A 22,190-nucleotide genomic window follows, 5' to 3' on the forward strand; every position below is an offset into this window, starting at 1 on the left:
AAATGAAAAAACTAATCATAAATCTAGCCTTGGTAATTTCTGTTTTCATGCTTCAATCCTGTGACAGAACATTCGAGGAAATGAATACAGATACGAGTAAGATTAAAGATCCTTCCGTTGGAAGCCTTCTTGCGCCTATACAGTATGAAATGGGAAGTTATGGCTATAACAGGGCAGATGATTTTACATTTGATATCATGCAGATCGCTTTAGACTTTCCCAATGAAGGAAATTCCTACAGCAGATATTATATGGACGAAAAAAGTGGTAACGGCTACTGGAATACTTCATACAGATGGCTTAAGCAGGTAAGTGATCTCAGAAAATATGCAACAAAAGAACAGAATAATAATTATCTGGCTATTTCAATGGTTCTGAATGCATGGATTGCCTCCAATCTTACTGATGCTTTTGGTGATATACCTTTATCCGAAGCCTTAAGAGTAGAAGAAAATATTTTAAGACCAAAATATGATAAGCAGAAAGATGTTTACATTCAGTTGTTAAATGATCTGAAAACAGCTAACTCATTATTCAATAACAATCAGGCATTAACGGAAACAGATCTGTTTTACAATGCCAATACCAATAGTCAGACCGGTATTTTAGGATGGAAAAAATTCTGTAACTCTCTTTCATTAAGGTTACTGACCAGAATTCTAAACCGAAACGGAGAAGTAAATGTATACGAAAGAATCCAGGAAATAGTTAATAATCCAGCTCAATATCCTATTTTTCAGAATAATACAGACAGCGCGGTGCTTCCGCTTTCGGGGATATCTCCTTACTTGCCGCCAATAGCCCGTCCACAGGATTTTACAGCGTACAGGGCAGCAGGTGAATTCTTTGTGAATGCCATGAGAGATAACAATGATCCAAGGTTGAGCATGTTTTTTACAAAAGCTAAAGCAACGTCAGGAGAAGATCTTGGTTATAAAGGAGCTCCATCAGGATACGCTCTGGGAACCTCTTTCAATTATCAGCCTTCCAACCTTAATCAGAATCTGGCGAAAGCACCTCTAAAGATTTTAATTATGACCTATTCTGAAGTGCAGTTTATCCTGGCAGAATTGGTTAATAAAGGAATTATTGCAGGAAATCAGCAAACTTACTACGAAACCGGAGTAAAATCTATTATTGAACAGTGGGGTGCAACAGTTCCTGCCAATTATTTCAGCAATCCGAAAGTAGCCTATGACGGTTCTCTGGAAAAAATTATGCTTCAGAAGTACATTTCCCTGTTTTTTGTTGATCACCAGCAATGGTATGAATACAGACGTACAAAACTGCCGGTGCTTCCTAATAACGGAGGTCTTCAGAACGGCGGACAAATGCCTGTGAGATTCATGTATCCTACAGCTACAAAAGTGATGAATACGGATAATTATAACGCAGCTGTACAATCAATGGGAGGAGACAATATTAACGTGAAAATGTGGTGGAATAAATAACTGAGATTTAAAGATTACAATAATTTAAAAATTAAAAATAATGAGTATCAATATAAAATGCATTATGCCTTGTCTGCTGGTTTCAGCAATGGCTTTCTCACAAGCTTCTGTTTCAGGATATGTATTCGAAGACAGTAACAAAAATCAAAAGAAAGAAAACCGCGAAAAAGGAATTGAAGGGGTAGCTGTTTCTAATGGTGTTCAGGTAGTTCTTACGGATAAAAACGGCAGATATAGTCTTCCGGTTCAGGAAGATCAGACTGTTTTTGTAATCAAGCCTTCAGGATATCAGACTGCTTTAAACGAAAACAATCTTCCGCAATTCTATTACCATCATAAACCCAAAGGTTCTCCGGCAGATTTTAAATACAAAGGAGTGGCTCCTACAGGAGATCTTCCAAAAGAGCTGAACTTTCCTCTCTATCAGCAAAAAGAAGACAAAAATTTTGACATTCTTGTTTTTGGTGATCCGCAGCCTTACACAGAAAAAGAACTGGATTACTTCAAAAGAGGAATCGTAAACGAAGTAAAGAATACGAAGAAAAATGCAGTATTGGGAATAAGTCTGGGAGATTTGGTAGGAGATAACCTAAGCCTTCAGAAACCTTACGCAGAGGTGATGAAAGAAGTCGGACTGCCCTGGTATAATGTGATGGGAAATCATGACATGAACTATGATGCAAAAGAAGATAAGCTTTCCGATGAAACATTCGAATCCAATTTTGGCCCTGCCAATTATTCCTTCAATTACGGAAATGTACACTTCATCATTTTAGATGATATTCTCTATCCGGACCCAAGAGATGGCAAAGGATACTGGGGTGGATTTCGTGAAGATCAGCTTCAGTTTATAGAAAACGATCTGAAACTGGTTGATAAAAATAAACTGATCGTCATCTCTTTCCACATTCCGCTGGAGCATAACAATGAAGACAACTTCAGAAATGCGGACCGCCAGAAATTATTTGATTTCTTAAACCCGTTCCAGAATGTTTTGCTGCTGTCAGCACATACACACATTCAGCAACAGATTTTCTATGGAAAAAAAGCAGGCTGGAACGGAATCAAAGAATTACACGAATATAATGTTGGAACTACCTGCGGCGACTGGTATTCAGGAACACCGGATGATGCCGGACTTCCTACCTCTACGATGAGAGACGGAACTGCAAAAGGATATTCTTTTATCAGCTTTACAGACAATCAGTATAAAGTGAAATACAAAACAGCCGGAAAGCCGGAAGATTATCAGATCAAATTATATGTTCCGAAAGTGATTCCTTCCTCAAGAACTTCAGCAAAAGTGCTGGCTAATTTCTTCATGGGAAGCAAAAAAGACAAAGTAGAATACAGAATAGACGGTGGAAAATGGGAAGAAATGGAATATGACGAGACTATCGATCCGAATTTTGCCCTTTCCGTTTTCAAATGGGATTCCACAGAGAAAATTTTCCCGGGAAGAAGACCTTCCAATCCTGAAATGTCAAAACATATCTGGGAAGCTGATTTTCCTAAGAAACTATCATTGGGAAAACATAAAGTTGAGGTAAAGGCTGTTGACATGTATGGAAATGAATTCTCCGCTTCAGAAGAGTTTGAAGTACAGAATCCAATCCAGATTCCTTAAGCTTTTTATTTTTTTACTATACCTTTTTTAGATTTTGAAACCGGCTCTTATGAGCCGGTTTTAATTTTTGATGAGACATGTATAAACCACAAAAGTCACAAAAGTTTTAAGCCTTTAAGTTTTTTTAAGTGAAAATCTTTGATCTTCATTTTATGTGAACTTTTCTGTGGTATCATTTTAAACTTACTTAAGAGGACTCAGGTGTTTTTAATATGAAACCTTTTGTGACTTTTGTAGTTGAATAAAATATAAGTTAAATCCGTGTTTTCACCGCTTCATAAAAATGTTCTTTCGTAACTTTGTATCAAGAAAAGTATCATTACTATGAATATAAACGGAAAAAATGCCATCGTAACAGGTGGTGGAAGAGGACTGGGAAAAGCTGTAGCATTAGCTTTGGCCAATGAAGGAGTAAACGTTGCCATTACAGGAAGAAACGAAGAAAATCTTAAAATGACGGTTGAAGAAATCAAAAGGCTGGGGGTAAATTCAGCATACGCCGTTTTTTCTGTGGACAATGAAATTCAGGTAAAAGCTGGAATTGAATCTTTAGCAGAACAATTGGGAGGGATTGATATTCTGATCAACAATGCAGGAATAGGAGACTTCGGAAGTATTGAAGAAATGCCTTCTGAAACATGGGAACAGGTTATCAAAACCAATCTGTTCGGTGTATATTACGCAGCCAAGGCAGTCTATCCATTTATGAAATCTAAAGGAGAAGGAGATATTGTCAACGTAGCTTCTACAGCAGGTTTGAAAGGAGGTCCGAATATGTCTGCATACGCCGCTTCAAAAGCAGCTGTTGTATCTCTGTCGCAATCCATGATGGCAGAATGGAGAAAACAGAATATCCGTGTCATCACCCTGACTCCAAGTACAATTGCTTCAGATATGAGTATCCAGGGCGGTCTTACAGACGGAAATCCTGATAAAGTATTACAACCGGAAGATTTTGCAGAATGGGTAAGAGATATCCTGAAAATGAACAGAAGAGCGCTGATTGCTAACGGTTCTATATTCTCTACGAATCCATAATAAGTTTTTAAAATTCAAAGTTCAAGGTTTAATGTTTAATGTTTTTCTGCAAAGAACTATTACTCTGCCTTGAATTATAAAAATCAATAGGAGCGGGCTTTAGCCCGCTTTCTTTTTACCGTGTACTGTATGGCTTTAGCAAAAACTTAGAATTTTTAGTCTTTCAAAAAACAATCCTAAAATTTATTTTCAAGTTTTTTTATAGGTTTTGGCTAAAGCCAATGGCATTGTATTGATTTTGAAGACGGGCTAAAGCCCGTCCCTATTGAATATATTATGCGCAATCATCCATGTTATCTGTGTCATCCGTGTAATCTGTGGGAGAAAAAATTCACAAATAAACTTTTTACCACATCCACGATTTAAAAAACATAAAAATCCCCGGTTTCAGCAAAAAGTTACTCCATCATTTTTTTAACCGTGATAACATTAGTATTTTTGCAGCAAATTATTCACATGCAAAATTATTTAGAATTCAATTTCAAAATTTCTCCATTACAACCCTGGAATGAGATTTTAATGGCAGAGCTTATAGAAATAGGTTTTGACAGCTTTACAGAAGAAATTGACGGAATTTTAGGATATATCCAGACAGATTTATTTAACGAAGATCAGCTGAAGGCCCTTCCGATCTTTGAAAATGAAAACGTAAAAATCGAATATTCCTTCGAGGAAATGCCAAATATCAACTGGAACGAAGAATGGGAAAAGAATTTCTCTCCTATCAATATCGATGATAAAGTATTGATCAGAGCAGAGTTTCATGAATCTGTACCGGGAATGCATGAAATTATTATCCAGCCTAAAATGTCTTTCGGAACGGGACATCATCCTACTACCCATCTGATGATCCAGCAGATGATGGATATTGATTTCAATGGGAAGAAAGTATTGGATATGGGATGCGGAACTTCTGTATTGGCCATTTATGCAAAACAGCAGGGAGCAGGAGATACAAAAGCTATTGATATCGACGAATGGTCAGTAGAAAACTCTAAAGAAAACGCAGTAAGAAACAATGTAGAACTGGATATTGAACAGGGTACTGCTGAAAACTTAGGGAAAGAGAATTATGATATTATCCTGGCCAATATCAACAGAAACATCCTTATTTCAGATATCCCGACTTATGTTTCAGTATTGAATGACGGAGGGAAATTATTGCTTTCAGGATTGTGTTTCTTTGATGTAGATGATATTCTTGAAGTATGCAGAGAAAGCGGACTTGAGCTGAAAAAACAGTTGCAGCGTGAAGAATGGGTAAGTCTTCTGCTTGAAAAATAACACACAAAACAAAATATAAATATGAAAATGTTATGGACAGCTTTATTCTTACTGATGCTGCAGTTTTTTGCCGCTCAGGAAAATGAAGCATATGCAGATGGAATCTTTGGTTTCGAAGAAAATAAAGCACAGAAGATCTTTACAGATTGGACCCGTGTAAGACTGGATCCGGGAGTGAATGGCAAGGTTGCAGATTCGCTTCAGGCCAATCAGCAGGTAATGATTCTTAAAAAAGAAGAAGGCGTTCTGAAATTAGGAGAAAGAGCCGCGAACTGGTATAAAATATCTTATCAGAAAGGTGACAATACTTTAGAAGGATATGTCTGGGGCGGTAACCTTTGTGTAGGATACCGTAACAAAAACGGATATGATTTTCTTTTCGGACTTTCCAAAACAATTGACAGGAAGAACAAAGAATTTAATGAGATCGAAAAACAGAACATTGCCGGAATAAAAGTGATGGAGGGAAATACACTCATTGATGAGGTGTATTTTGATACCGGAAAAGGAGAAGAACTTAGCTCCGGATCTTTCAATATAGAAAGCAACCACAAACTGCAAAATGTTGAATTCACCCTTAAAGCAGAAGTTTCTGGTGAAGCATGTGGAATTGCCGGCTATGATCAGTATGTTCTTTTTAAAGATAAAAAACTCATTGCTCTTCCCCAATTGATGAATGTGGGTGATGCCGGCGCTTTTTATCATAGCGAAGAATTTGTTTTTCCGAATGATAAAGGAGGAATACCCAATGCATTTATCCTGAAAGTGGAAGATATGGAGGTAGATGAGAAAGACAGGGAAAAGAAAAAACAATCTTCCAAAACCTACCTGTGGAACGGAAGTTCCTATAAACTTAAATAATAGTATTTATTCTCAATACATGAAAACCGTTGTCCTTACAGCGGTTTTCTTTTTTACTAGAACTTTATGCTCTTACAATAGCTTTAAGCATAAAAAATAGGACTGGAACAAGCCAATCCTACCCAAACATGATTAAGTGTATAGTTGAGCCATTAAAGGCTGCAAGGAATTAAAGTGCACAAAAAGATTTTTATTGATCCTTAACCAATGTTTTACATACTAATTAAGATAATCCAATGGCCTTTCGGTTATGTTTACAATGTAAAAGTAGTATGTACTGTTCTCTCAATGGGCAAAATTTCTGCTGATTCAGCGAAATAGACAGTTGAAACGGTATTTTAACCCAATGAAACGGATAAGATGATCTGTGTGCTTTTATTCAAAAATTAAGAGTACTGTACCAGCAATGATCAATAGAGCTCCTATAGCGGTCTTCAGTGTGAGTGATTCTCCGAGAAATAAAACAGAAAGGACAATAGTCAGCGCTACACTTAATTTATCTACCGGGGCAACCTGCGTTACCTTTCCGATTTGCAGGGCCTTAAAGTAAAATATCCATGAAAGTCCTGTTGCCACTCCGGAAACGGCAATGTAGATCAGATTATGTCTGGAAAGTGCAGGGATTCCCTTGTATTCACTTCGTGCGAAAACAATTCCCCAGGCTACCAGTAAAATAATAACACTTCTTATGGCTGTTGCCAGGTTTGAGTTTACCCCTGTGATTCCAATTTTGGCAAAAATTGCGGTCAATGAAGCAAAAAAAGCTGAAAGAATTGCATATACCCACCACATATTTTAATGTTTTAAAATGATTAATCAGTATTATTGGTAAGCCTCTCCATTTTTTAATGATCTTCTTCGTATTCTTTACTTAAAGATAACCAAAATAAGCAAAAGATGATTGTCTTTTTCTTATTTACTTTATCCAGTCACTTGCTGCAGTAATATCGGCCTGTCTTGGAAACACTTTATTCATCAGCACGCGGTGTACCTCTTCGTCACTATCTTTACAACAATCTTCAATTACTGTAAGCTGATAATCCTTATCCGCAGCTTCTCTTAAGGTAGATAAAATAACGCCGCTGGTTGATACACCTGTAAGCACCAGATGCTGAATATCCAGTCCACGAAGGACAACTTCAAGATCACTTCCTGTAAAAGCACTGAATCTTCGTTTGTTTATAACAATATCATCTTTTTCAGGAGCTAGCTCCGGATGAATTGTTACCCATTCTTTCATATCAACATCTGCCATGCGGGTTTTTATAGTCGAAAAGGCTTTATTATTTGCACTGATCTCTGGCATTCCCTGTCTGAAGCTTACAGTAATATAAATGACAGGAATATTACGGTTTCTTGCGGTCCGGATAACCTCTTTGGTGTTAGACATCAACGTTGTTGTATCAGGTAATGTGTTGACGATAGCCGACTGCATGTCCATTACCAGTAATGCTGTGTTTGTTTTTTCCATTGTTATTATACTTTATTGATAAATTGTTCCTCAGATTCTTCAAGTAATTCTTCGTTGACAGCTTTTGTTTTATTCTTCTTAAATAATAAGTTCCTGAAGACAACGGCAATTACAATTCCTGCAATTCCTTCCAGCAATAAGGTTTTAGGAGCACCTATTCTCTCCGAAACAAATCCAATCAGTACACTTCCCAAAGGCAGCATTCCGAATATAGCGGTCAGAAGAATACTTATTGCCCGGGAACGCATTTCCGGAATGACTTCAGATTGTACAATAATATTACAGGTGGTAAACTGTGCAACGCCTCCCAATCCCGTCAGTGCAGCAAAGAACATAGACCAGTAGAAGTTGGTGGCATATGAAAAAAGAATCAGCCCGATACTCAGGATAATTGTACTCAGGATAAGAATATTCCTCATGGATGCTCCTTTCTTTAATGAAGCCAGAAATACAGTGCCCAAAACAGCCCCGATACCAATAAAACTTGATATATATCCGAATGTCTTGGCATCTCCTTTGAAAATTTCCTTAGCATAAACCGGTATTAACGTGTCATAAGGTAAGATCAGTAAACCCGTAATACTCAGCATGATTATTACAAGACTGATAGAAGGTTCTTTTTTCAGATATCTGAAACCTTCGGCCAGTTCCGTGAAAGTTCCTTTTTTAGTTGGCTTTTTAGAAATAATCTTTATTTTCATCAGGGAAATGGAAACCATTACTGCTGCAAAACTGGCTGCATTGATCAGAAAACAGGTTCCTGCTCCGAATTTTTGCAGAATGATCCCGGATAGGGCAGGACCTGCTAATTTTGCAATACTTGCCATCGCTGCACTCAGAGAAAGGGCACTCGGAAGATCATCATCATCCGTTACCACTTCGTTGATCATCGCCTGACGCGCCGGAACATCATAAGCATTGATGACGCCCAGAAAAACACTTAATATGATAAAACTCCAGATATTCTGGTGTCCTGTCATGACCAGGAAAGCCAGTAAAGAAGCCTGTATTAATGATAGAATCTGAGTGATCTGTATGATTTTATACCGGTTATACCGATCGGCAGCTACACCTCCGAATGCTGAAAATAAAAAAGATGGAAACTGTTCCGCAAAAATGGTCAGCCCAAGCATAAACGCAGATTGAGTCATGCTGTACACAACCCATACTACTGCTGTACGCTGCATCCAGGTTCCAAATTGCGATACAGAACGCCCAAAAAAGTACAACGTATAATTTGTACTTCTGAACGCCCGGAATGTACTGATATTACTTAATTTGCTCATATTTCAAAATAAACTTTTTGACAAATAATGTAAAAACGTCAAAATTTGGATAAAAAATTTTAACTGATATGTTTAATAACCATTGATGTCAAAGTGGTTACTGTAGTATTTAAATTTTCAAAATTATTTTTTAAGCCCATTTCACGTCTTATACCTCTGATACTGCTCTGCAGGATAAAAATAATGATTTCCTGCTCTTCAATAGAGACATCCGGGATTTCATGGCTGCTGATACTTGCTGAAAATAAATTGAGTAGCAGACTTCTCTCTGCTTCCATCATCCGGTTGTGGGCATCGGTAATATGTTTTGATTTTTCTTCATTATCCATTCCTGCTTCAATAGCTCTGAAAAATGAAGACCTTTCTTCAGAAGTTTTAATTTTGGAAAGACAAAACTCCTCAATTTTTCCTTCAAACGTGTTTCTTTTCTTCATGTTGGCATCAATCTCTGAAATAACTTCCCTGATCAGATTGGCCAGAACAGCCTGGAAAACTTCCTCGCGGTTCTTATAATAATAATAAATAGACGTTCGGCTTTTACCAACAGCTTTGGAAATATCATCCATAGTCACTTTCTTCAGGCCATACTTCAGATACAGCCCTGAAGCAGTTTCCAGGATTTGCTGTGAAAGTTGGTCTTGTTCGGTTTGAGATGACATTTTTGAAAATATGGATACAAAAATACAACATTTTGACAAAAAAACAAATTTTGTCAAAATGTTGTATTGCTATAAGAATTAATTTTTATTTCTGATTTCTAAGGATTGGCCTTTACCGCATTATACATCATAGAATCTTTCTGTTGATTGGTATAATCATATTTGTAATGATAAAATGATGATTCCCAGTCGCCATATCCTACATTTGGAATAATGATGAATTTTTTACCAAAATCATCCGCGCAACTCTTTACTGCTGCAGAACGTTCAGCTTCTGTTTTATTATCAAACAGGCTGGAGAAGTCAGCAAGATTATCACCTAATAATAAAACAATGTTGTAATTTTTAGCAATATCCTGTCTTCGGTTCTCTTTACTGCTTTCTTTCGTACGAAGTATAAGATGGGAATCATTTTGAAGAGGAAAATTGTATTTTTTCAGATTCTTTAATGTACCTGCACGTTCCTGCTCCTTACGGTTGGTCACATAGAAGACCTGAATACCTTTGCTTGCTGCATACTGATAAAATTCCTGAGAACCGGTGAGAGGTGTTGCAATGCCTTTTGCTGTCCATTCTTCCCATGTGGCCTGATCATACCCTTTGCCTGTTTTTGAACGCTCAACTGCATAATACGAATTGTCAAGGAAAGTTTCATCAATATCTGAAACAATAGCCAGCGGTTTTTCTGATTTCCGTGCCAGGGCCTCGTCTAAACGAAGTTTTGCAATATTATAAGCCTGAAGGCATAAAGCTTCATATTCAGCCGCCCGCTGCTGATAAAAGGCACCATATATTTTCCCGTGAAGTCCAAGATTCTGGTAAGGTGTATCTTGAACGGTGGCCTTTGAAACCGAAGCCGGAGTTTTGCATGATGTAGTCAGGGCCAAAAGACCGCCTGCGATAATGAAGGTGAGATTTTTCATTGGTTTAGAATAGAGTCAGACAAATTTATGACAATTTGATTGATTGACGAAATAGGACAGTAACGGTCAGCAATAGGAAAGTTCATTTCTGGTAATGTGTATTAAACTAAAAAAGGATGTGGATGAGTGTATAATAATTGTTAGATTTGAATAAGAAAAAAAGACGAAAAAAATTGAAATGAATAACGCATTTGAAAATTACCTATACTCCACAGGAGAGCTGTCAGCAGAGGAAATCAACTTTTCTTCACAGTTTTTCAAACCGGTCAGCCTGAAAAAAGGTGATTTTTTTATTCGTGAGGATGAAGTCTGCCGTTATATTGGGTTTATCGTTAGTGGCGCTGTAAAAGCATATGCTGTTGATAAAGAAGGAAAGGAAAATATTACCTGTTTCAAATTTGAAAATGAATTTGCCACCTTATTTCCGGAGTTTGTGGCACAGGAAAAATCCAGAAGGAGTATCAGAACTATAGAAGATAGTGTCATCTATAGAATCAGCTACTCTGACTATCGACATTTGATTGAGAAGGTTACTTCATGGAACGGAGTTATCAGATCCGTGATGGAGCAGGAGTACAATCAAAAGGAAAGTTACCTGCTGAATTATAATAATAAGTCGGCTTTGGATAAATACCATCATATCCTTTTTAATGAACCAATGCTTGTACGGCGCGTAAGCACTCAGGATCTTGCATCGTATCTGGGCATTACACAACGATCACTTACACGGGCAAAGGGACAGATTCATAAACCTAACGCATTATAGGACAAATGTCCTTATGCAGTCCTGATCATCGCTGTAGATTTGCACAAAAAAACTATGCTACGTCAAATTGCTCCCGAAGTATTCCATATTCCACTGATGCCACGAAACAGTATCAACAGTTATATTATCGAAGGTATATTGGTAGACTCAGGAATACGGAGCTCATATACCACTGTAAAAAAAGCTATCGGGAAAATTCCTGTTTATCAACACATTCTGACACATGCACATGCAGATCATCAGGGCTGCAGCGATCAGATATGCGCAGAGTTCGGAATTCCTTTACTATGTCATCCTAACGAAGTGCTAAGAACAGAAACAGGTATGGTAACAATCGATTACCCAACACCACAACATTGGGTAGCAAAGCTTCAGCAAAAATATTGGGCCGGTCAGGGACATAAAGTTGATAAGACGGTCGTTGAAAATGACACTATAGGAAACTTCCGGGTAATAGAAACGCCTGGACACTCGGCGGGCCATATTTCTTTATTCCGTGAACGGGATGGTGTACTGATCATTGGTGATGCTTCAACAAACATGAACCTGCTCACTACAGCTGCCGGTCTGCACCTTCCGCCAAACATGTTCACCTCGGACCAGCAGCGAAATATCAAATCACTTCAAAAGTTGGCAGAATTAAATCCCTCCATTATCTGTTTTGGTCACGGACCGGTCTTACACAATAAAGACCGCAAGTTTGAGCGGTTTGTGACGGCTATTGAAAGATAGTTTTGTGCTGTAATTTCAAGTAAAATATGAATATCCAGGCTGCTTTATGAGTGGCTTTTTTGTTTTAGATTAACAACTTTGAGCCTTTTTGCGCCTGATTCATTTTTTGCTGCAAAAGATTTTTAATAATGAGATAAAAACAAAAAAGACTCACTGCTTCCAGTAAGTCTTTAAGTGAGCGCGAAAGGATTCGCACCTTTGACCGTCCCGATTAAAATCGGGATGCTCTATTTTTTTAGCTACAAAAGATTTAATAATGAGATAAAAACAAAAAAGACTCACTGTTTCTAGTAAGTCTTTAAGTGAGCGCGAAAGGATTCGAACCTTTGACCGTCTGCTTAGAAGGCAGATGCTCTATCCAGCTGAGCTACGCACCCATTAAATAATTTTGAAAAAACTATTTAAAACAGTCGGGGCGGCAGGATTCGAACCTGCGACCTCCTGGTCCCAAACCAGGCGCGATGACCGGACTACGCTACGCCCCGAGGGTGTCATCATTAACGAGTTTTACTTCGTTTTTGCGGTTGCAAAGGTACAATACTTTTTCAAATAAAAAAATAAAATTGAGAATTATTTTTAATTAATTTTTCATGAAGACTTTTTTATTACCTTTACCAGGTTAATAACCATTGACTTAACTTATTTTAAAAATGAGTGAAAATTTTTCGTTTTTTTATTCCTTTTTTCCTTTTTTAAAAATTTAAACTGTTTGTTCATGGTGGTTTGCTCTAAAATTATAAAAAATGGAAAAAGAAGATTTCTATACAATTTACATTCCTGCATTGGAAAAGCGTTTCAAAATGATTTCGCAGTGATTTCAAGAAAACAAACAGTAATTTTTTATGACATACTATATAGATTCGAACAGTTATTATTTGTCAAGATTTTTCAATTGTAAAGAACTTAAATATAATAGTTTATGGTTGTTTTATAATCATGAGGACGGTATTCAAATGGGTGATTTTTTTCCTGACCGAAAAGTTTATTCATTTTTATGGGAATATGCCAGTACAGATATTTTAATAAAAATAGATGAATGGAAAAGAGCTTTCAGGAGAAATAATATTGAGATCTTAGAAAATGATAAGCTGCATATCCGAAATTACTTATCAGGAGAGCGAAAAGTATACCTGGATTGCTTAGAAACCGACCTTGTAATTGCTGATAAAAAATTTAAAGATATGACCGCATATGATATTGGACAAAATTTTGTTCAGATCGTTACCGATGAAAATATATCTTTTACTGATATCAATTTAAGTTTTCTGGAATTAACAGATAATATTGATAAATTTAAAGCGTTTATCAGGACTTCAGACATGAATGGTATTCACGCGTTAATCTTAAATGGCTATCATCATCGAGGAGAATTGCTGAAAGTCTGCATTACTAAAAATGATGAATGCATATTAAAAAGAGAAGAAATTTTACCGTTAAATATCTTTGAAAATAGCTATGTACCCATGCCATTTAACTGGTGAAATTGTAGTTCTAAACTCATGAGACTATGGATAGATATTTTTCATACAAAAGAAATAGGAATTTAATAATCATGTTGATTATAATTGCCGGTATATTTTTATACAAAATTATATTTCCGTCAAAAAACAAAGACCATTTTTTAGATGAAATTAGAGATAAGGATATAAAATCAATAGTTAACAAAAGTACATTAATTATGATAATCACAATATACCATTCTTGGTGTATAGCAATAAAGATAGTATAGTGGTGTATAGAGATTGGTGGGATAAGGTTTCTGCTGGAGACTCAATAATAAAACCAAAAGGCTCTTTAGAGATAGTTATTAAAAACTCTGATAAAATTGAAAAATTTGATTATGAAGATAAATTTGGGTTAGACAATTAATAGCGTTAATTTGTAATAACGACTAATCCCTATATTTGCCCCGTTAAACGATTAATGCTGCTGTACGTGCTTTTCTCAAATGAAGATCCCACAATGTTATTAAAATAGATTCTGACGTAGTAAACACGGTTTCAAAAAATAAAGGAGATAGAAGTATATTGATAATTTAGCAGAAATTATAATTCATGAAGGTGGTCATTGGGCAGACTATGCATTTGACCATGTTTCCGAGGAATTTACCCCAGGTTTTAAGACGAGTTTTCAATCAAAAAGTGGTATTGGAAATGCAAGAGATAATTGGGAAGCTGTTTATTTTGGAACAGATACCCAATTTTCTGATTCTGATCGTGATATAATTAGTGAAAAGTTTGATGGAATTAGGAGGAATAATGCTGCAAAAGATTTTAGGCAACAACGTGAAATCAGGGATTTAAAATCACAAAAAATGCCATCTGTTTTAGATAATTATAAAAAACCAAAAGATAATTTGCGAGTAAGACCATGTTATTAACCCAAAATCCCTAAATAATATGAATTTTAAAACTAAAATAGTTATAATTTTATTATCCTCTTCATTACTTACGAATTGTAAAGAGGAAATGAAAAAATGTGTAAGTCAATCAACAGATACTAATGTAAAACTATATAATGATTTAACAGATCAGTTGATACCTTATTTTTTTCGAGAAGATTATTTAGGTGAAAAAAGATATTTTGATAGTTTAAGAGTTCATAATGAGGATTTATATATCGAAGAGAAGACAAAAGCGCACAACGAAATTTTTAATCATCCTGAAAAATTTTGCAATTTGTATATAGATTCTACTAAAAGTAAAAATACATATTTCGGGACAGATAATACCGAGGTTTATTTAAGACGCATAAAAAGAACGAAGGATTCTTTTAAAGACTTTTCTAATAGTCCAGATATTAAAAATTTAAGCATACGAAGTTCTATAAAAGCAAATCAATTTAATTTGTGTACCGCAAAAGTCCTGGATCTGGCAGAGTATGATAAACATACAAATGAATGTGAGATAGGTGTTGTCTATTTTTCAGAGATTGTATTTGATCCTTCTAAAAGAACAGCATTAGTTTTTGTTGACCATCGTATAAAAAAAGATTATTACGGTAGAAATGCTATATTTAAACTAAGATTGCATGGTAATTATTGGGAAATAGAAGATTTTATGTTAGTGTCAACTTCCTAATTTCCGGCTCTTTACCTTCGCTCCGCAAGTCTCCAGACTTTGAGGTAGGAAATCAAATAACTCAATTTAATATTATGAAAACCTCGCAAAACGCGAGGTTTTTTAATTAAAAAGCTCCACTAATCCCTATATTTGCCCCATGAAACGATTAATGCTGCTGTATGTACTTTTCCCTGTATTCCTATTCTCACAGACGACCGGAAAAGTGATCAAAATTTCAGACGGAGATACCATTACTTTACTGTTAAAAGGCAATCAGCAAAAAAAGCTGAGGCTGGCTGAAGTCGATTGTCCGGAAAATGGGCAGGCGTTTGGTAAAAATGCAAAACAGTTTACTTCTGCTCAGGTTTTTGGGAAAACCGTAAGCTTTGTTGAAACCACTACAGACCGTTATGGAAGATCCATTGCGAAAGTGTATTATGACGATGGGAAATACCTTTCCAAAGAGCTTATCAAAGCAGGATTGGGATGGTGGTATTTTTCCTATTCCAAAGATGACTCTTTGGGAAAACTGCAGGAAGCTGCACAGCAGAAAAAAATAGGACTTTGGCAGGATAGTAATGCCATTGCTCCCTGGGACTACCGCAAAATGAAACGGGAACTTAGGAATACCAAGAAAATCGAAGCTGCTAAGAGCGCAACAAAAACAAAAGAAGCAGTGTAAATCTTTGGCCAAAGAAGTTTGAGAATAGAAATAAGTATTGGTTAATAGCTATTTATTGATAGGTCCAATAGTAACTTCCATCCTCACGCTTCCATCTTCCTTCCTTTTAGATAAACAATTTGCAACATCTTTCTCACAAATTATAACAGAAACTTTTAAGTGATAACCCTGAATGGCGCCCTAAAAATGAGTATTATTGTAAGAAAATTAATTCTGCAAAATATATGGGGCATTGGGAAATCTTTTTCTTTTTTTTAATCATCGCTTTCATTTATTCTTCTGTGGGATTTGGTGGAGGATCCAGTTACCTTGCTGTTCTGGCAATGTACAGTCTTCCTTATCAGGAAATACGGTTAACAGCACTTATCTGTAATGTTATTGTAGTAATAGGAGGAGTATTTATTTATATCAGAAATAAGCAGATTGATTGGAAGAAAATACTGCCGCTTACCCTTGTAAGTGTTCCCATGGCATACCTGGGAGCTGTTTTGAAAATAAGCCAGGAGACTTTTTTCCTGGTATTAGGTGCCACCTTAATCATGGCTGCGCTGTTGCTTTGGGTAAAGACAGAAACAAAAAATGAAGAAAATCCTTCGAAATATACAAAAGCTACACCTTTCAAAAACGGATTTTTAGGAGGAGGAATCGGGTTTTTATCAGGATTGGTAGGCATTGGCGGAGGGATTTTTCTTTCCCCATTGTTAAACCTCATGAAATGGGATACCCCACGGAAAATTGCAGCGGCGTCAAGTGTTTTCATATTGGTAAATTCAATATCAGGAATCTTTGGCCAGTTATCTAAGCTGTCTGCAGATATGGATTATTTCAGAATCATGAGTTTATGTTTTGCCGTGTTCATTGGCGGGCAGATCGGTTCCAGGATGTCCCTGAAATGGAATCCTTTAGTCATCAAAAGAATGACGGCTGTTCTGGTTCTAGTGGCCGGAATAAACGTTTTAATAAAATATTGGTAATAAGCTGCATATAAAAATGAAACTTAAAATACTGGCATTCGGAATAACGAAAGATATTTTCGGAACTTCAGAGAAAGAAATAGAAATACATGAAGGAGCAAGTGTCAAAGCACTCAAGGAGCTTCTGGAAAAAGACTTTCCGGAACTGAAAAAATTAAAATCCTATTTTATTGCCGTTGACGATGAATATGCAGAAGATGATCAGATCATAACAGTGTCTAACGAAATAGCAATAATCCCTCCGGTAAGCGGCGGCTAATAGATATGGTTGATATAAAAATAACAGAACACATACTGGATCTTACAGATTGCTTTGCTCTTGCTTCTGATCACGCATACGGAGGAATAGCGTCATTTGTAGGAACCGTACGAAATCATACCAAAGGTAAACCTGTTACCCGTCTGGAATATGAATGCTATCAATCTATGGCCGTCAAGGAAATACAAAAAATAGCAGATAAAGCCATTTCCTTATTTTCAGTGAAGAATATTGTTGTTCACCACCGCACGGGAGTCTTGTTTCCCGGTGATGCTGCCGTGATCATTGTGGTAAGTGACGGGCATAGAAATGCGGTTTTCGATGCCTGCAGCTTTATGATTGAAAATATAAAAAAGACCGTTCCTATCTGGAAAAAAGAAATTTTTGAAGATGGTGAAGAGTGGGTTTCGGCGCATCCCTGATTTTAGGAATAAAATTTTGTACCTTTACTAGGCCAGTCATTATATCATGAAAGCAAATCTGTTGTCAAATAAATCTGTAAAGCAGATAGAAATCATCAAAGTCAGGGAAAGCAACAGTTTCCCTTATACAGATGATATCTCTGTAGAAGAACCTCTGGAAATCAGGGTTTCTTACAGCGCTGAAGGTAAAAAAGAGTCTAAAAATATTTCTGTAACCATGCGGACTCCCGGAAATGATGCAGAATTTGCTGCAGGGTTTTTATTCACAGAAGGGATTATTTCCGGTCGTGAACAGATTAAAAGCATATATTCTCCGCAGGCAGAATGTTCGAGGAACAGCGAAAATGTTGTCATTGTCGAGCTTACAGAAGGCTTTGTTCCTGAACTGATGAAGGCAGACCGGAACTTTTATACCACTTCCAGCTGTGGTGTATGTGGAAAAGGTTCCATAGAATCTATAAGAACAGTAAGCGCTTTCCATAACCATACAAAAGAAAATACAGAAGTTTCCCTGGAAACGCTGTATCAGCTGTCTGAAAAACTGCAGTCATTCCAGAATAATTTCAGTGCTACAGGCGGTATACATGCGTCCGGTATCTTTGATCTGGAAGGAAACCTTCTGGCACTGCGTGAAGATGTGGGAAGACATAATGCTTTGGACAAACTCATAGGATATGCACTATCTGCCGGTTTGCTTCCTTTGAACAATAAAATTTTGCTTCTGAGCGGAAGAGCCAGTTTTGAACTTATTCAGAAAGCTGCAATGGCAGGAATATCCATTGTGGCGGCAATAGGCGCTCCTTCAAGCCTGGCAGTGGATCTGGCCAAAGAATTTGATATTACTTTACTGGGCTTTCTCCGGGACAACCGTTTTAATATTTACCATTCCGGCAGCCATTTTAACATTGAAAATTTATTATGAAAATAAGAATTAAAGATAATACAGTCAGATTTCGTCTTACCCAGTCCGAAGTGGCAAAATTGGGGGAAGATGGGATTATTTCAAGCTCTACAGAATTTGTAGACCGTCCGTTTATTTACGCGATTGAAAGAACGGAAGATACAGAGCTTTCAGCAGTTTTCATCGAAAACAGAATAGTTCTGAAAATGCCTGCATTAATGATAACAGAGTGGATTTCCACAGACAGAGTCGGTTTTGAAGGACAGACCGGAAAAATTAAACTCTTAATAGAAAAAGACTTTGTATGTATTGATAATACTTTGGAAGACCAAAGCGACAATTATCCCAATCCAAACCTGAAATGCTGATTTTTTCATTTTTTTAAACCTGGAAATCATGGAAAACAAAGATGTATTCAATAAAAAAGGAAGCAGCAGATTACCTTCTGCAGAACCACCCTATAAACTTCAGGATCTGAAGCTGAAACCACCCAAAGCCTGGGCAGCAGGTGTTCCTGCAGTGATTCATTCATTGGATCAGTTGGTGCTTAATGCCTCTGTTCTTCGCGGAGGAAGAGCCCTTTTCAGTATGAATCAGTTTGACGGTTTCGATTGTCCGAGCTGTGCATGGCCGGATCCGGATGATGAACGTTCCAGACTGGGTGAGTATTGTGAAAACGGTGCAAAAGCCCTGGCAGAAGAAGCTACCTCAAAAAAGATCGGAACAGAGTTTTTCAGAAAAAATTCAGTATATGATTTAGCAAAGCTGACAGATTTTGAAATCAGCCAGTTGGGAAGACTGGCAGAACCCATGTATTTGCCGAAGGGAGGAACACATTATCAGCCGATAAGCTGGGATGATGCCTTTAAAAAAATTGCAGAAAAACTAAATGCATTAGATTCGCCTGATGAAGCTATTTTTTATACATCAGGAAGAACAAGTAATGAAGCGACCTGGGTCTACCAGCTATTTGCCCGTGAATTCGGGACCAATAATTTTCCGGACTGTTCCAATATGTGCCACGAGACTTCCGGTTACGCACTTTCCAGAAGCATAGGAATTGGGAAGGGAACCGTAAAGCTGGAAGATTTTTACGATGCGGACCTGATCATGATCATAGGACAAAATCCGGGAACCAATTCTCCGAGAATGCTTTCCGCATTAACTAAAGGAAAGAAAAACGGGGCAAAAATTATAGCGGTTAATCCGCTTCCTGAAGCCGGATTGAAAGGTTTCAGGAATCCTCAGGAAATCCGTGCCTTGCTCAATAAGCCTTATGAATTGTCAGATCTGTATCTCCCTGTAAAAATTAATGGAGATATGGCGCTTTTAAAAGCACTGCAAATTCTCGTGCTGGAAGAAGAAGCCAAAAGCCCGGGAAAAGTTATTGACCATGATTTTATTACGAATAAAACTGCCGGCTTCAATGAATTGGTTGAAGAATTAAAACGCTATGACCTTAATTTTTTATCAGAAGAATGTGGCATCCCGGTCGAAAACTTGAGAGAAGCGGCACAGATGATTGCCTCCAGAAAACGGATCATCATTTGTTGGGGAATGGGAATTACACAGCAGCACAACGGGGTGGAAATGATTTACAATATTGTGAATATCCTGCTGATGAAAGGGAGCATAGGAATCAAGGGAGGAGGAGCGTGTCCTGTTCGTGGCCATAGTAATGTGCAGGGAAACAGGACGTTACTTATCAATCATCATCCAACAACTGAGCAATTGGATAAACTGGAGGAATATTACGGTTTTAAAGTACCCAGAAAAGGAGGATATGACGTTGTAAATGCGCTTAAAGCAATGCATGAGGGTAAAGTGAAATTTATGTTCTGCATGGGAGGAAACTTCCTTTCTGCCGCACCGGATACAACTTTTACAGCAGAGGCAATGCGAAAATTAGAAATGTCAGTAATTGTTTCTGTAAAATTAAATAGAGGCCACCTTATCCATGGAAAAGAAGCCTTGATCTTACCTGTAATTTCCAGAAGTGAAAAAGATATAGTAAACGGTGAGCTTCAACACGTAAGTACGGAAAATTCAATGGGCGTTGTGGAATGGTCAAGAGGAGTTCTCGATCCTATCTCAAAACATCTGATCAACGAAACTCATGTGGCCTGCAGAATGGCAAAAGCGGTTTTAGGAGAACGTTCCGTAGTGGATTGGGATAAGTTTATCAACAGTTATGATGCTGTTCGTAACGATATTGAACAATGCATTCCAGGATTTGAAAATTATAACGAAAGGGTAGTGCAGAAAGGAGGTTTTTATCTTCCGAACGGACCAAGAGACGGTAAATTCAACAGCGAATTTTACCCCGGAAAAGCGGCTTTCAATATAACCGCCGTACCAGATAATTCGCTTGCAGAAGACGAATATTTAATGGGAACCACCAGAACACATGACCAGTTCAATACGGTTGTTTATGGTTTGAATGACCGCTACCGTGGGATTTTCAATGAAAGAAGAGTCGTAATGATGAATGAAAAAGATATTGAAAAAGCAGGCCTCAAAGAAGGAGATCACGTAGACCTTTTCAATTATGATGATGGAATTGAAAGGATTGCACCACTTTTCATTGTCGTAAAATATCCTATTCCTCAGAAAAGTACCATGACGTATTTCCCGGAAACTAATGTATTGGTATCTATCAATAACGTGGTGAACGGTGCCAATATGCCGGCTTCCAAATATGTCCGTATCAAAATCCGAAAGCATGATCCTGCTGTTTTTAGAAAGATTGATGATCATGTAGTTGCAGCTTCCGGAACAAGTCTCGAACAACCATAAAATATAGTATTTGAATAAATTATCATTCAGCAATGATCATAAGAAAAAAGGAACACTGGTTCAGAATGCTTTTTGTGTGGCATGGCTCTGTTTTGCCAGCCCTGCTTCCCCGTTTGGGATTGCTTTTAATTCTTTCTTTACTGGTGACCTATTTTCATGGGATCATTCTCTCGTTTAAAGTTCCGCTAAATCCGGCACCACTTACCCTGTTCGGTTTTGTACTGGCTTTATTTCTCGGATTCAGAAACAATGCCAGCTATGACAGATTCTGGGAAGGACGAAAACTGTGGGGCGCTCTGCTGAACACTTCCAGGGCACTGACCCGCCAGGCCATCACGCTGAAAAATATAAAAAATGATCAGGCTTCAGTCCATAATTTTGTGCAGCTGCTTGGGGCCTTTGTTTTTGCGTTGAAACATCAGCTGAGAGGAACAGATGCTTATGAAGATTTAAAATCCAGACTTGATGAAGATCAGCTGAAAATTGTCGCTGCATCCAAATATAAACCGGCTGTAATGATGCGCCTGCTTGCAGAATGGGTACAGAATTTAAAAGATGAAGGTTCCCTGGATTCTATCCAGCAGGCCCGCTTTGATGAAAATTTTGATAAACTGTCTGATATTCTTGGAGGCTGCGAGAGAATTATTTCAACTCCCATCCCTTACAGCTACAGGGTTTTACTGCACCGGACGGTATACATTTATTGCTTTCTGTTACCTTTCGGACTGGTGGATTCGCTCGGATGGTTTACACCACTTATTGTGGTTTTTGTAGCTTATACATTTGTTGCGTTTGAAGCAATAGCTGACGAAATTGAGGAACCTTTTGGAACAGATGCGAATGATTTAGCCCTTAACAGTATGTGTGTCATGATTGATGAAACCATTCATGAGATGGTGGGAGAACATATTGCTGTTTCTCAGAAAATGGCTCAGAATATTATTGATTAATGTCGAAAAGCGAAAGTGATTGTTGCTTCTCTTAATTCATAAATTA

General features: G+C 37.4%; 22 protein-coding genes and 2 tRNA genes. 17 read left to right on the forward strand and 7 right to left on the reverse strand.

The features are described 5' to 3' along the window. Positions 1 to 2: 2 nt before the first annotated feature. From EL165_RS21895 to EL165_RS21915, 5 genes are all read left to right on the forward strand, one after another. Complete coding sequence (locus EL165_RS21895) at positions 3 to 1,451, forward strand: SusD/RagB family nutrient-binding outer membrane lipoprotein (protein WP_002981671.1); 1,449 nt, start codon at positions 3 to 5, stop codon at positions 1,449 to 1,451. A 64-nt stretch (positions 1,452 to 1,515) separates the two neighbouring features. Then, on the forward strand, positions 1,516 to 3,078 hold the full coding sequence (locus EL165_RS21900) for a calcineurin-like phosphoesterase C-terminal domain-containing protein (protein WP_002981668.1): 1,563 nt from the start codon (positions 1,516 to 1,518) through the stop codon (positions 3,076 to 3,078). Between the two features lie 324 nt (positions 3,079 to 3,402). Next, entirely contained in the window at positions 3,403 to 4,116 is a 714-nt protein-coding gene (locus EL165_RS21905) for a 3-ketoacyl-ACP reductase (RefSeq protein WP_002981666.1), read from the forward strand. Between the two features lie 456 nt (positions 4,117 to 4,572). Next, positions 4,573 to 5,400, forward strand: coding sequence for a 50S ribosomal protein L11 methyltransferase (gene prmA, locus EL165_RS21910; RefSeq protein WP_002981665.1), 828 nt, complete (start codon positions 4,573 to 4,575; stop codon positions 5,398 to 5,400). A gap of 21 nt (positions 5,401 to 5,421) precedes the next feature. Beyond that, positions 5,422 to 6,261 carry an SH3 domain-containing protein gene (locus tag EL165_RS21915; RefSeq protein WP_002981663.1) on the forward strand — a complete coding sequence of 280 codons (840 nt, stop codon included), beginning with the start codon at positions 5,422 to 5,424 and terminating at the stop codon, positions 6,259 to 6,261. Between the two features lie 375 nt (positions 6,262 to 6,636). On the opposite strand, the gene EL165_RS21920 is transcribed toward EL165_RS21915, so the two are convergent. The 5 genes from EL165_RS21920 to EL165_RS21940 all read right to left on the reverse strand — a co-directional run bounded on the left by EL165_RS21920 (position 6,637) and on the right by EL165_RS21940 (position 10,600). Further along, positions 6,637 to 7,053, reverse strand: coding sequence for an EamA family transporter (locus tag EL165_RS21920; RefSeq protein WP_002981661.1), 417 nt, complete (start codon positions 7,051 to 7,053; stop codon positions 6,637 to 6,639). A gap of 124 nt (positions 7,054 to 7,177) precedes the next feature. Beyond that, entirely contained in the window at positions 7,178 to 7,732 is a 555-nt protein-coding gene (locus EL165_RS21925) for a cysteine hydrolase family protein (protein ID WP_002981659.1), read from the reverse strand. A 5-nt stretch (positions 7,733 to 7,737) separates the two neighbouring features. Then, a complete protein-coding gene (locus EL165_RS21930; RefSeq protein ID WP_002981656.1) occupies positions 7,738 to 9,018 on the reverse strand; it encodes an MFS transporter in 1,281 nt (426 codons plus the stop codon). A gap of 59 nt (positions 9,019 to 9,077) precedes the next feature. Continuing rightward, entirely contained in the window at positions 9,078 to 9,677 is a 600-nt protein-coding gene (locus EL165_RS21935) for a TetR/AcrR family transcriptional regulator (protein ID WP_002981654.1), read from the reverse strand. Positions 9,678 to 9,775: 98 nt separating this feature from the next. Next, complete coding sequence (locus EL165_RS21940; protein WP_002981652.1) at positions 9,776 to 10,600, reverse strand: 5'-nucleotidase, lipoprotein e(P4) family; 825 nt, start codon at positions 10,598 to 10,600, stop codon at positions 9,776 to 9,778. Positions 10,601 to 10,778: 178 nt separating this feature from the next. Between EL165_RS21940 and EL165_RS21945 the strand changes: the two genes are divergently transcribed. After that, complete coding sequence (locus EL165_RS21945) at positions 10,779 to 11,366, forward strand: Crp/Fnr family transcriptional regulator (RefSeq protein ID WP_002981650.1); 588 nt, start codon at positions 10,779 to 10,781, stop codon at positions 11,364 to 11,366. Between the two features lie 54 nt (positions 11,367 to 11,420). Next, positions 11,421 to 12,098 carry an MBL fold metallo-hydrolase gene (locus EL165_RS21950; protein ID WP_002981648.1) on the forward strand — a complete coding sequence of 226 codons (678 nt, stop codon included), beginning with the start codon at positions 11,421 to 11,423 and terminating at the stop codon, positions 12,096 to 12,098. Positions 12,099 to 12,401: 303 nt separating this feature from the next. On the opposite strand, the gene EL165_RS21955 is transcribed toward EL165_RS21950, so the two are convergent. Both EL165_RS21955 and EL165_RS21960 read right to left on the reverse strand, forming a co-directional pair. After that, positions 12,402 to 12,475: transfer RNA gene (locus EL165_RS21955), tRNA-Arg, on the reverse strand. A 33-nt stretch (positions 12,476 to 12,508) separates the two neighbouring features. After that, positions 12,509 to 12,583, reverse strand: a tRNA-Pro gene (locus EL165_RS21960). 357 nt (positions 12,584 to 12,940) lie between these two features. On the opposite strand from EL165_RS21960, the gene EL165_RS21965 reads away from it, so the two are divergent. From EL165_RS21965 to EL165_RS22010, 10 genes are all read left to right on the forward strand, one after another. After that, positions 12,941 to 13,579 (forward strand): hypothetical protein, encoded by a 639-nt coding sequence (locus tag EL165_RS21965; RefSeq protein ID WP_002981644.1) that lies wholly within the window; start codon positions 12,941 to 12,943, stop codon positions 13,577 to 13,579. Between the two features lie 918 nt (positions 13,580 to 14,497). Then, a complete protein-coding gene (locus EL165_RS21970) occupies positions 14,498 to 15,178 on the forward strand; it encodes a hypothetical protein (protein ID WP_002981635.1) in 681 nt (226 codons plus the stop codon). Positions 15,179 to 15,317: 139 nt separating this feature from the next. Beyond that, a complete protein-coding gene (locus tag EL165_RS21975) occupies positions 15,318 to 15,842 on the forward strand; it encodes a thermonuclease family protein (protein ID WP_002981634.1) in 525 nt (174 codons plus the stop codon). A gap of 224 nt (positions 15,843 to 16,066) precedes the next feature. Then, entirely contained in the window at positions 16,067 to 16,816 is a 750-nt protein-coding gene (locus tag EL165_RS21980) for a sulfite exporter TauE/SafE family protein (RefSeq protein ID WP_002981632.1), read from the forward strand. A 16-nt stretch (positions 16,817 to 16,832) separates the two neighbouring features. Beyond that, positions 16,833 to 17,075, forward strand: a complete 243-nt coding sequence (locus tag EL165_RS21985; RefSeq protein ID WP_002981630.1) for a MoaD/ThiS family protein — start codon at positions 16,833 to 16,835, stop codon at positions 17,073 to 17,075. Positions 17,076 to 17,080: 5 nt separating this feature from the next. Continuing rightward, positions 17,081 to 17,497, forward strand: a complete 417-nt coding sequence (locus EL165_RS21990; RefSeq protein WP_002981628.1) for a molybdenum cofactor biosynthesis protein MoaE — start codon at positions 17,081 to 17,083, stop codon at positions 17,495 to 17,497. A gap of 46 nt (positions 17,498 to 17,543) precedes the next feature. Then, on the forward strand, positions 17,544 to 18,419 hold the full coding sequence (gene fdhD / locus EL165_RS21995) for a formate dehydrogenase accessory sulfurtransferase FdhD (protein ID WP_002981626.1): 876 nt from the start codon (positions 17,544 to 17,546) through the stop codon (positions 18,417 to 18,419). Next, positions 18,416 to 18,766, forward strand: coding sequence for a DUF7009 family protein (locus EL165_RS22000; protein WP_002981624.1), 351 nt, complete (start codon positions 18,416 to 18,418; stop codon positions 18,764 to 18,766). The genes fdhD and EL165_RS22000 overlap by 4 nt, the downstream gene beginning before the upstream one ends. A 28-nt stretch (positions 18,767 to 18,794) precedes the next feature. Beyond that, entirely contained in the window at positions 18,795 to 21,194 is a 2,400-nt protein-coding gene (locus EL165_RS22005) for an FdhF/YdeP family oxidoreductase (RefSeq protein WP_002981622.1), read from the forward strand. A gap of 32 nt (positions 21,195 to 21,226) precedes the next feature. Then, a complete protein-coding gene (locus EL165_RS22010) occupies positions 21,227 to 22,144 on the forward strand; it encodes a bestrophin family protein (RefSeq protein ID WP_002981619.1) in 918 nt (305 codons plus the stop codon). Positions 22,145 to 22,190 lie beyond the last annotated feature (46 nt).

Origin of the sequence: Chryseobacterium gleum (assembly GCF_900636535.1) — a bacterium.
GTDB lineage: Bacteria > Bacteroidota > Bacteroidia > Flavobacteriales > Weeksellaceae > Chryseobacterium > Chryseobacterium gleum.

Coding starts and splice junctions, on each gene's coding strand:
- EL165_RS21895 (WP_002981671.1), top strand. CDS start 3: ATGAAAAAACTAATCATAAATCTAGCCTTGGTAATTTCTGTTTTCATG.
- EL165_RS21980 (WP_002981632.1), top strand. CDS start 16,067: ATGGGGCATTGGGAAATCTTTTTCTTTTTTTTAATCATCGCTTTCATT.
- EL165_RS22005 (WP_002981622.1), top strand. CDS start 18,795: ATGGAAAACAAAGATGTATTCAATAAAAAAGGAAGCAGCAGATTACCT.
- EL165_RS21990 (WP_002981628.1), top strand. CDS start 17,081: ATGGTTGATATAAAAATAACAGAACACATACTGGATCTTACAGATTGC.
- EL165_RS22010 (WP_002981619.1), top strand. CDS start 21,227: ATGATCATAAGAAAAAAGGAACACTGGTTCAGAATGCTTTTTGTGTGG.
- EL165_RS21940 (WP_002981652.1), bottom strand. CDS start 10,600: ATGAAAAATCTCACCTTCATTATCGCAGGCGGTCTTTTGGCCCTGACT.
- EL165_RS21965 (WP_002981644.1), top strand. CDS start 12,941: ATGACATACTATATAGATTCGAACAGTTATTATTTGTCAAGATTTTTC.
- EL165_RS21945 (WP_002981650.1), top strand. CDS start 10,779: ATGAATAACGCATTTGAAAATTACCTATACTCCACAGGAGAGCTGTCA.
- EL165_RS21925 (WP_002981659.1), bottom strand. CDS start 7,732: ATGGAAAAAACAAACACAGCATTACTGGTAATGGACATGCAGTCGGCT.
- EL165_RS21915 (WP_002981663.1), top strand. CDS start 5,422: ATGAAAATGTTATGGACAGCTTTATTCTTACTGATGCTGCAGTTTTTT.
- EL165_RS21920 (WP_002981661.1), bottom strand. CDS start 7,053: ATGTGGTGGGTATATGCAATTCTTTCAGCTTTTTTTGCTTCATTGACC.
- EL165_RS21930 (WP_002981656.1), bottom strand. CDS start 9,018: ATGAGCAAATTAAGTAATATCAGTACATTCCGGGCGTTCAGAAGTACA.
- EL165_RS21950 (WP_002981648.1), top strand. CDS start 11,421: ATGCTACGTCAAATTGCTCCCGAAGTATTCCATATTCCACTGATGCCA.
- fdhD (WP_002981626.1), top strand. CDS start 17,544: ATGAAAGCAAATCTGTTGTCAAATAAATCTGTAAAGCAGATAGAAATC.
- EL165_RS21970 (WP_002981635.1), top strand. CDS start 14,498: ATGAATTTTAAAACTAAAATAGTTATAATTTTATTATCCTCTTCATTA.
- EL165_RS21975 (WP_002981634.1), top strand. CDS start 15,318: ATGAAACGATTAATGCTGCTGTATGTACTTTTCCCTGTATTCCTATTC.
- EL165_RS22000 (WP_002981624.1), top strand. CDS start 18,416: ATGAAAATAAGAATTAAAGATAATACAGTCAGATTTCGTCTTACCCAG.
- EL165_RS21935 (WP_002981654.1), bottom strand. CDS start 9,677: ATGTCATCTCAAACCGAACAAGACCAACTTTCACAGCAAATCCTGGAA.
- EL165_RS21985 (WP_002981630.1), top strand. CDS start 16,833: ATGAAACTTAAAATACTGGCATTCGGAATAACGAAAGATATTTTCGGA.
- EL165_RS21900 (WP_002981668.1), top strand. CDS start 1,516: ATGCCTTGTCTGCTGGTTTCAGCAATGGCTTTCTCACAAGCTTCTGTT.
- EL165_RS21905 (WP_002981666.1), top strand. CDS start 3,403: ATGAATATAAACGGAAAAAATGCCATCGTAACAGGTGGTGGAAGAGGA.
- prmA (WP_002981665.1), top strand. CDS start 4,573: ATGCAAAATTATTTAGAATTCAATTTCAAAATTTCTCCATTACAACCC.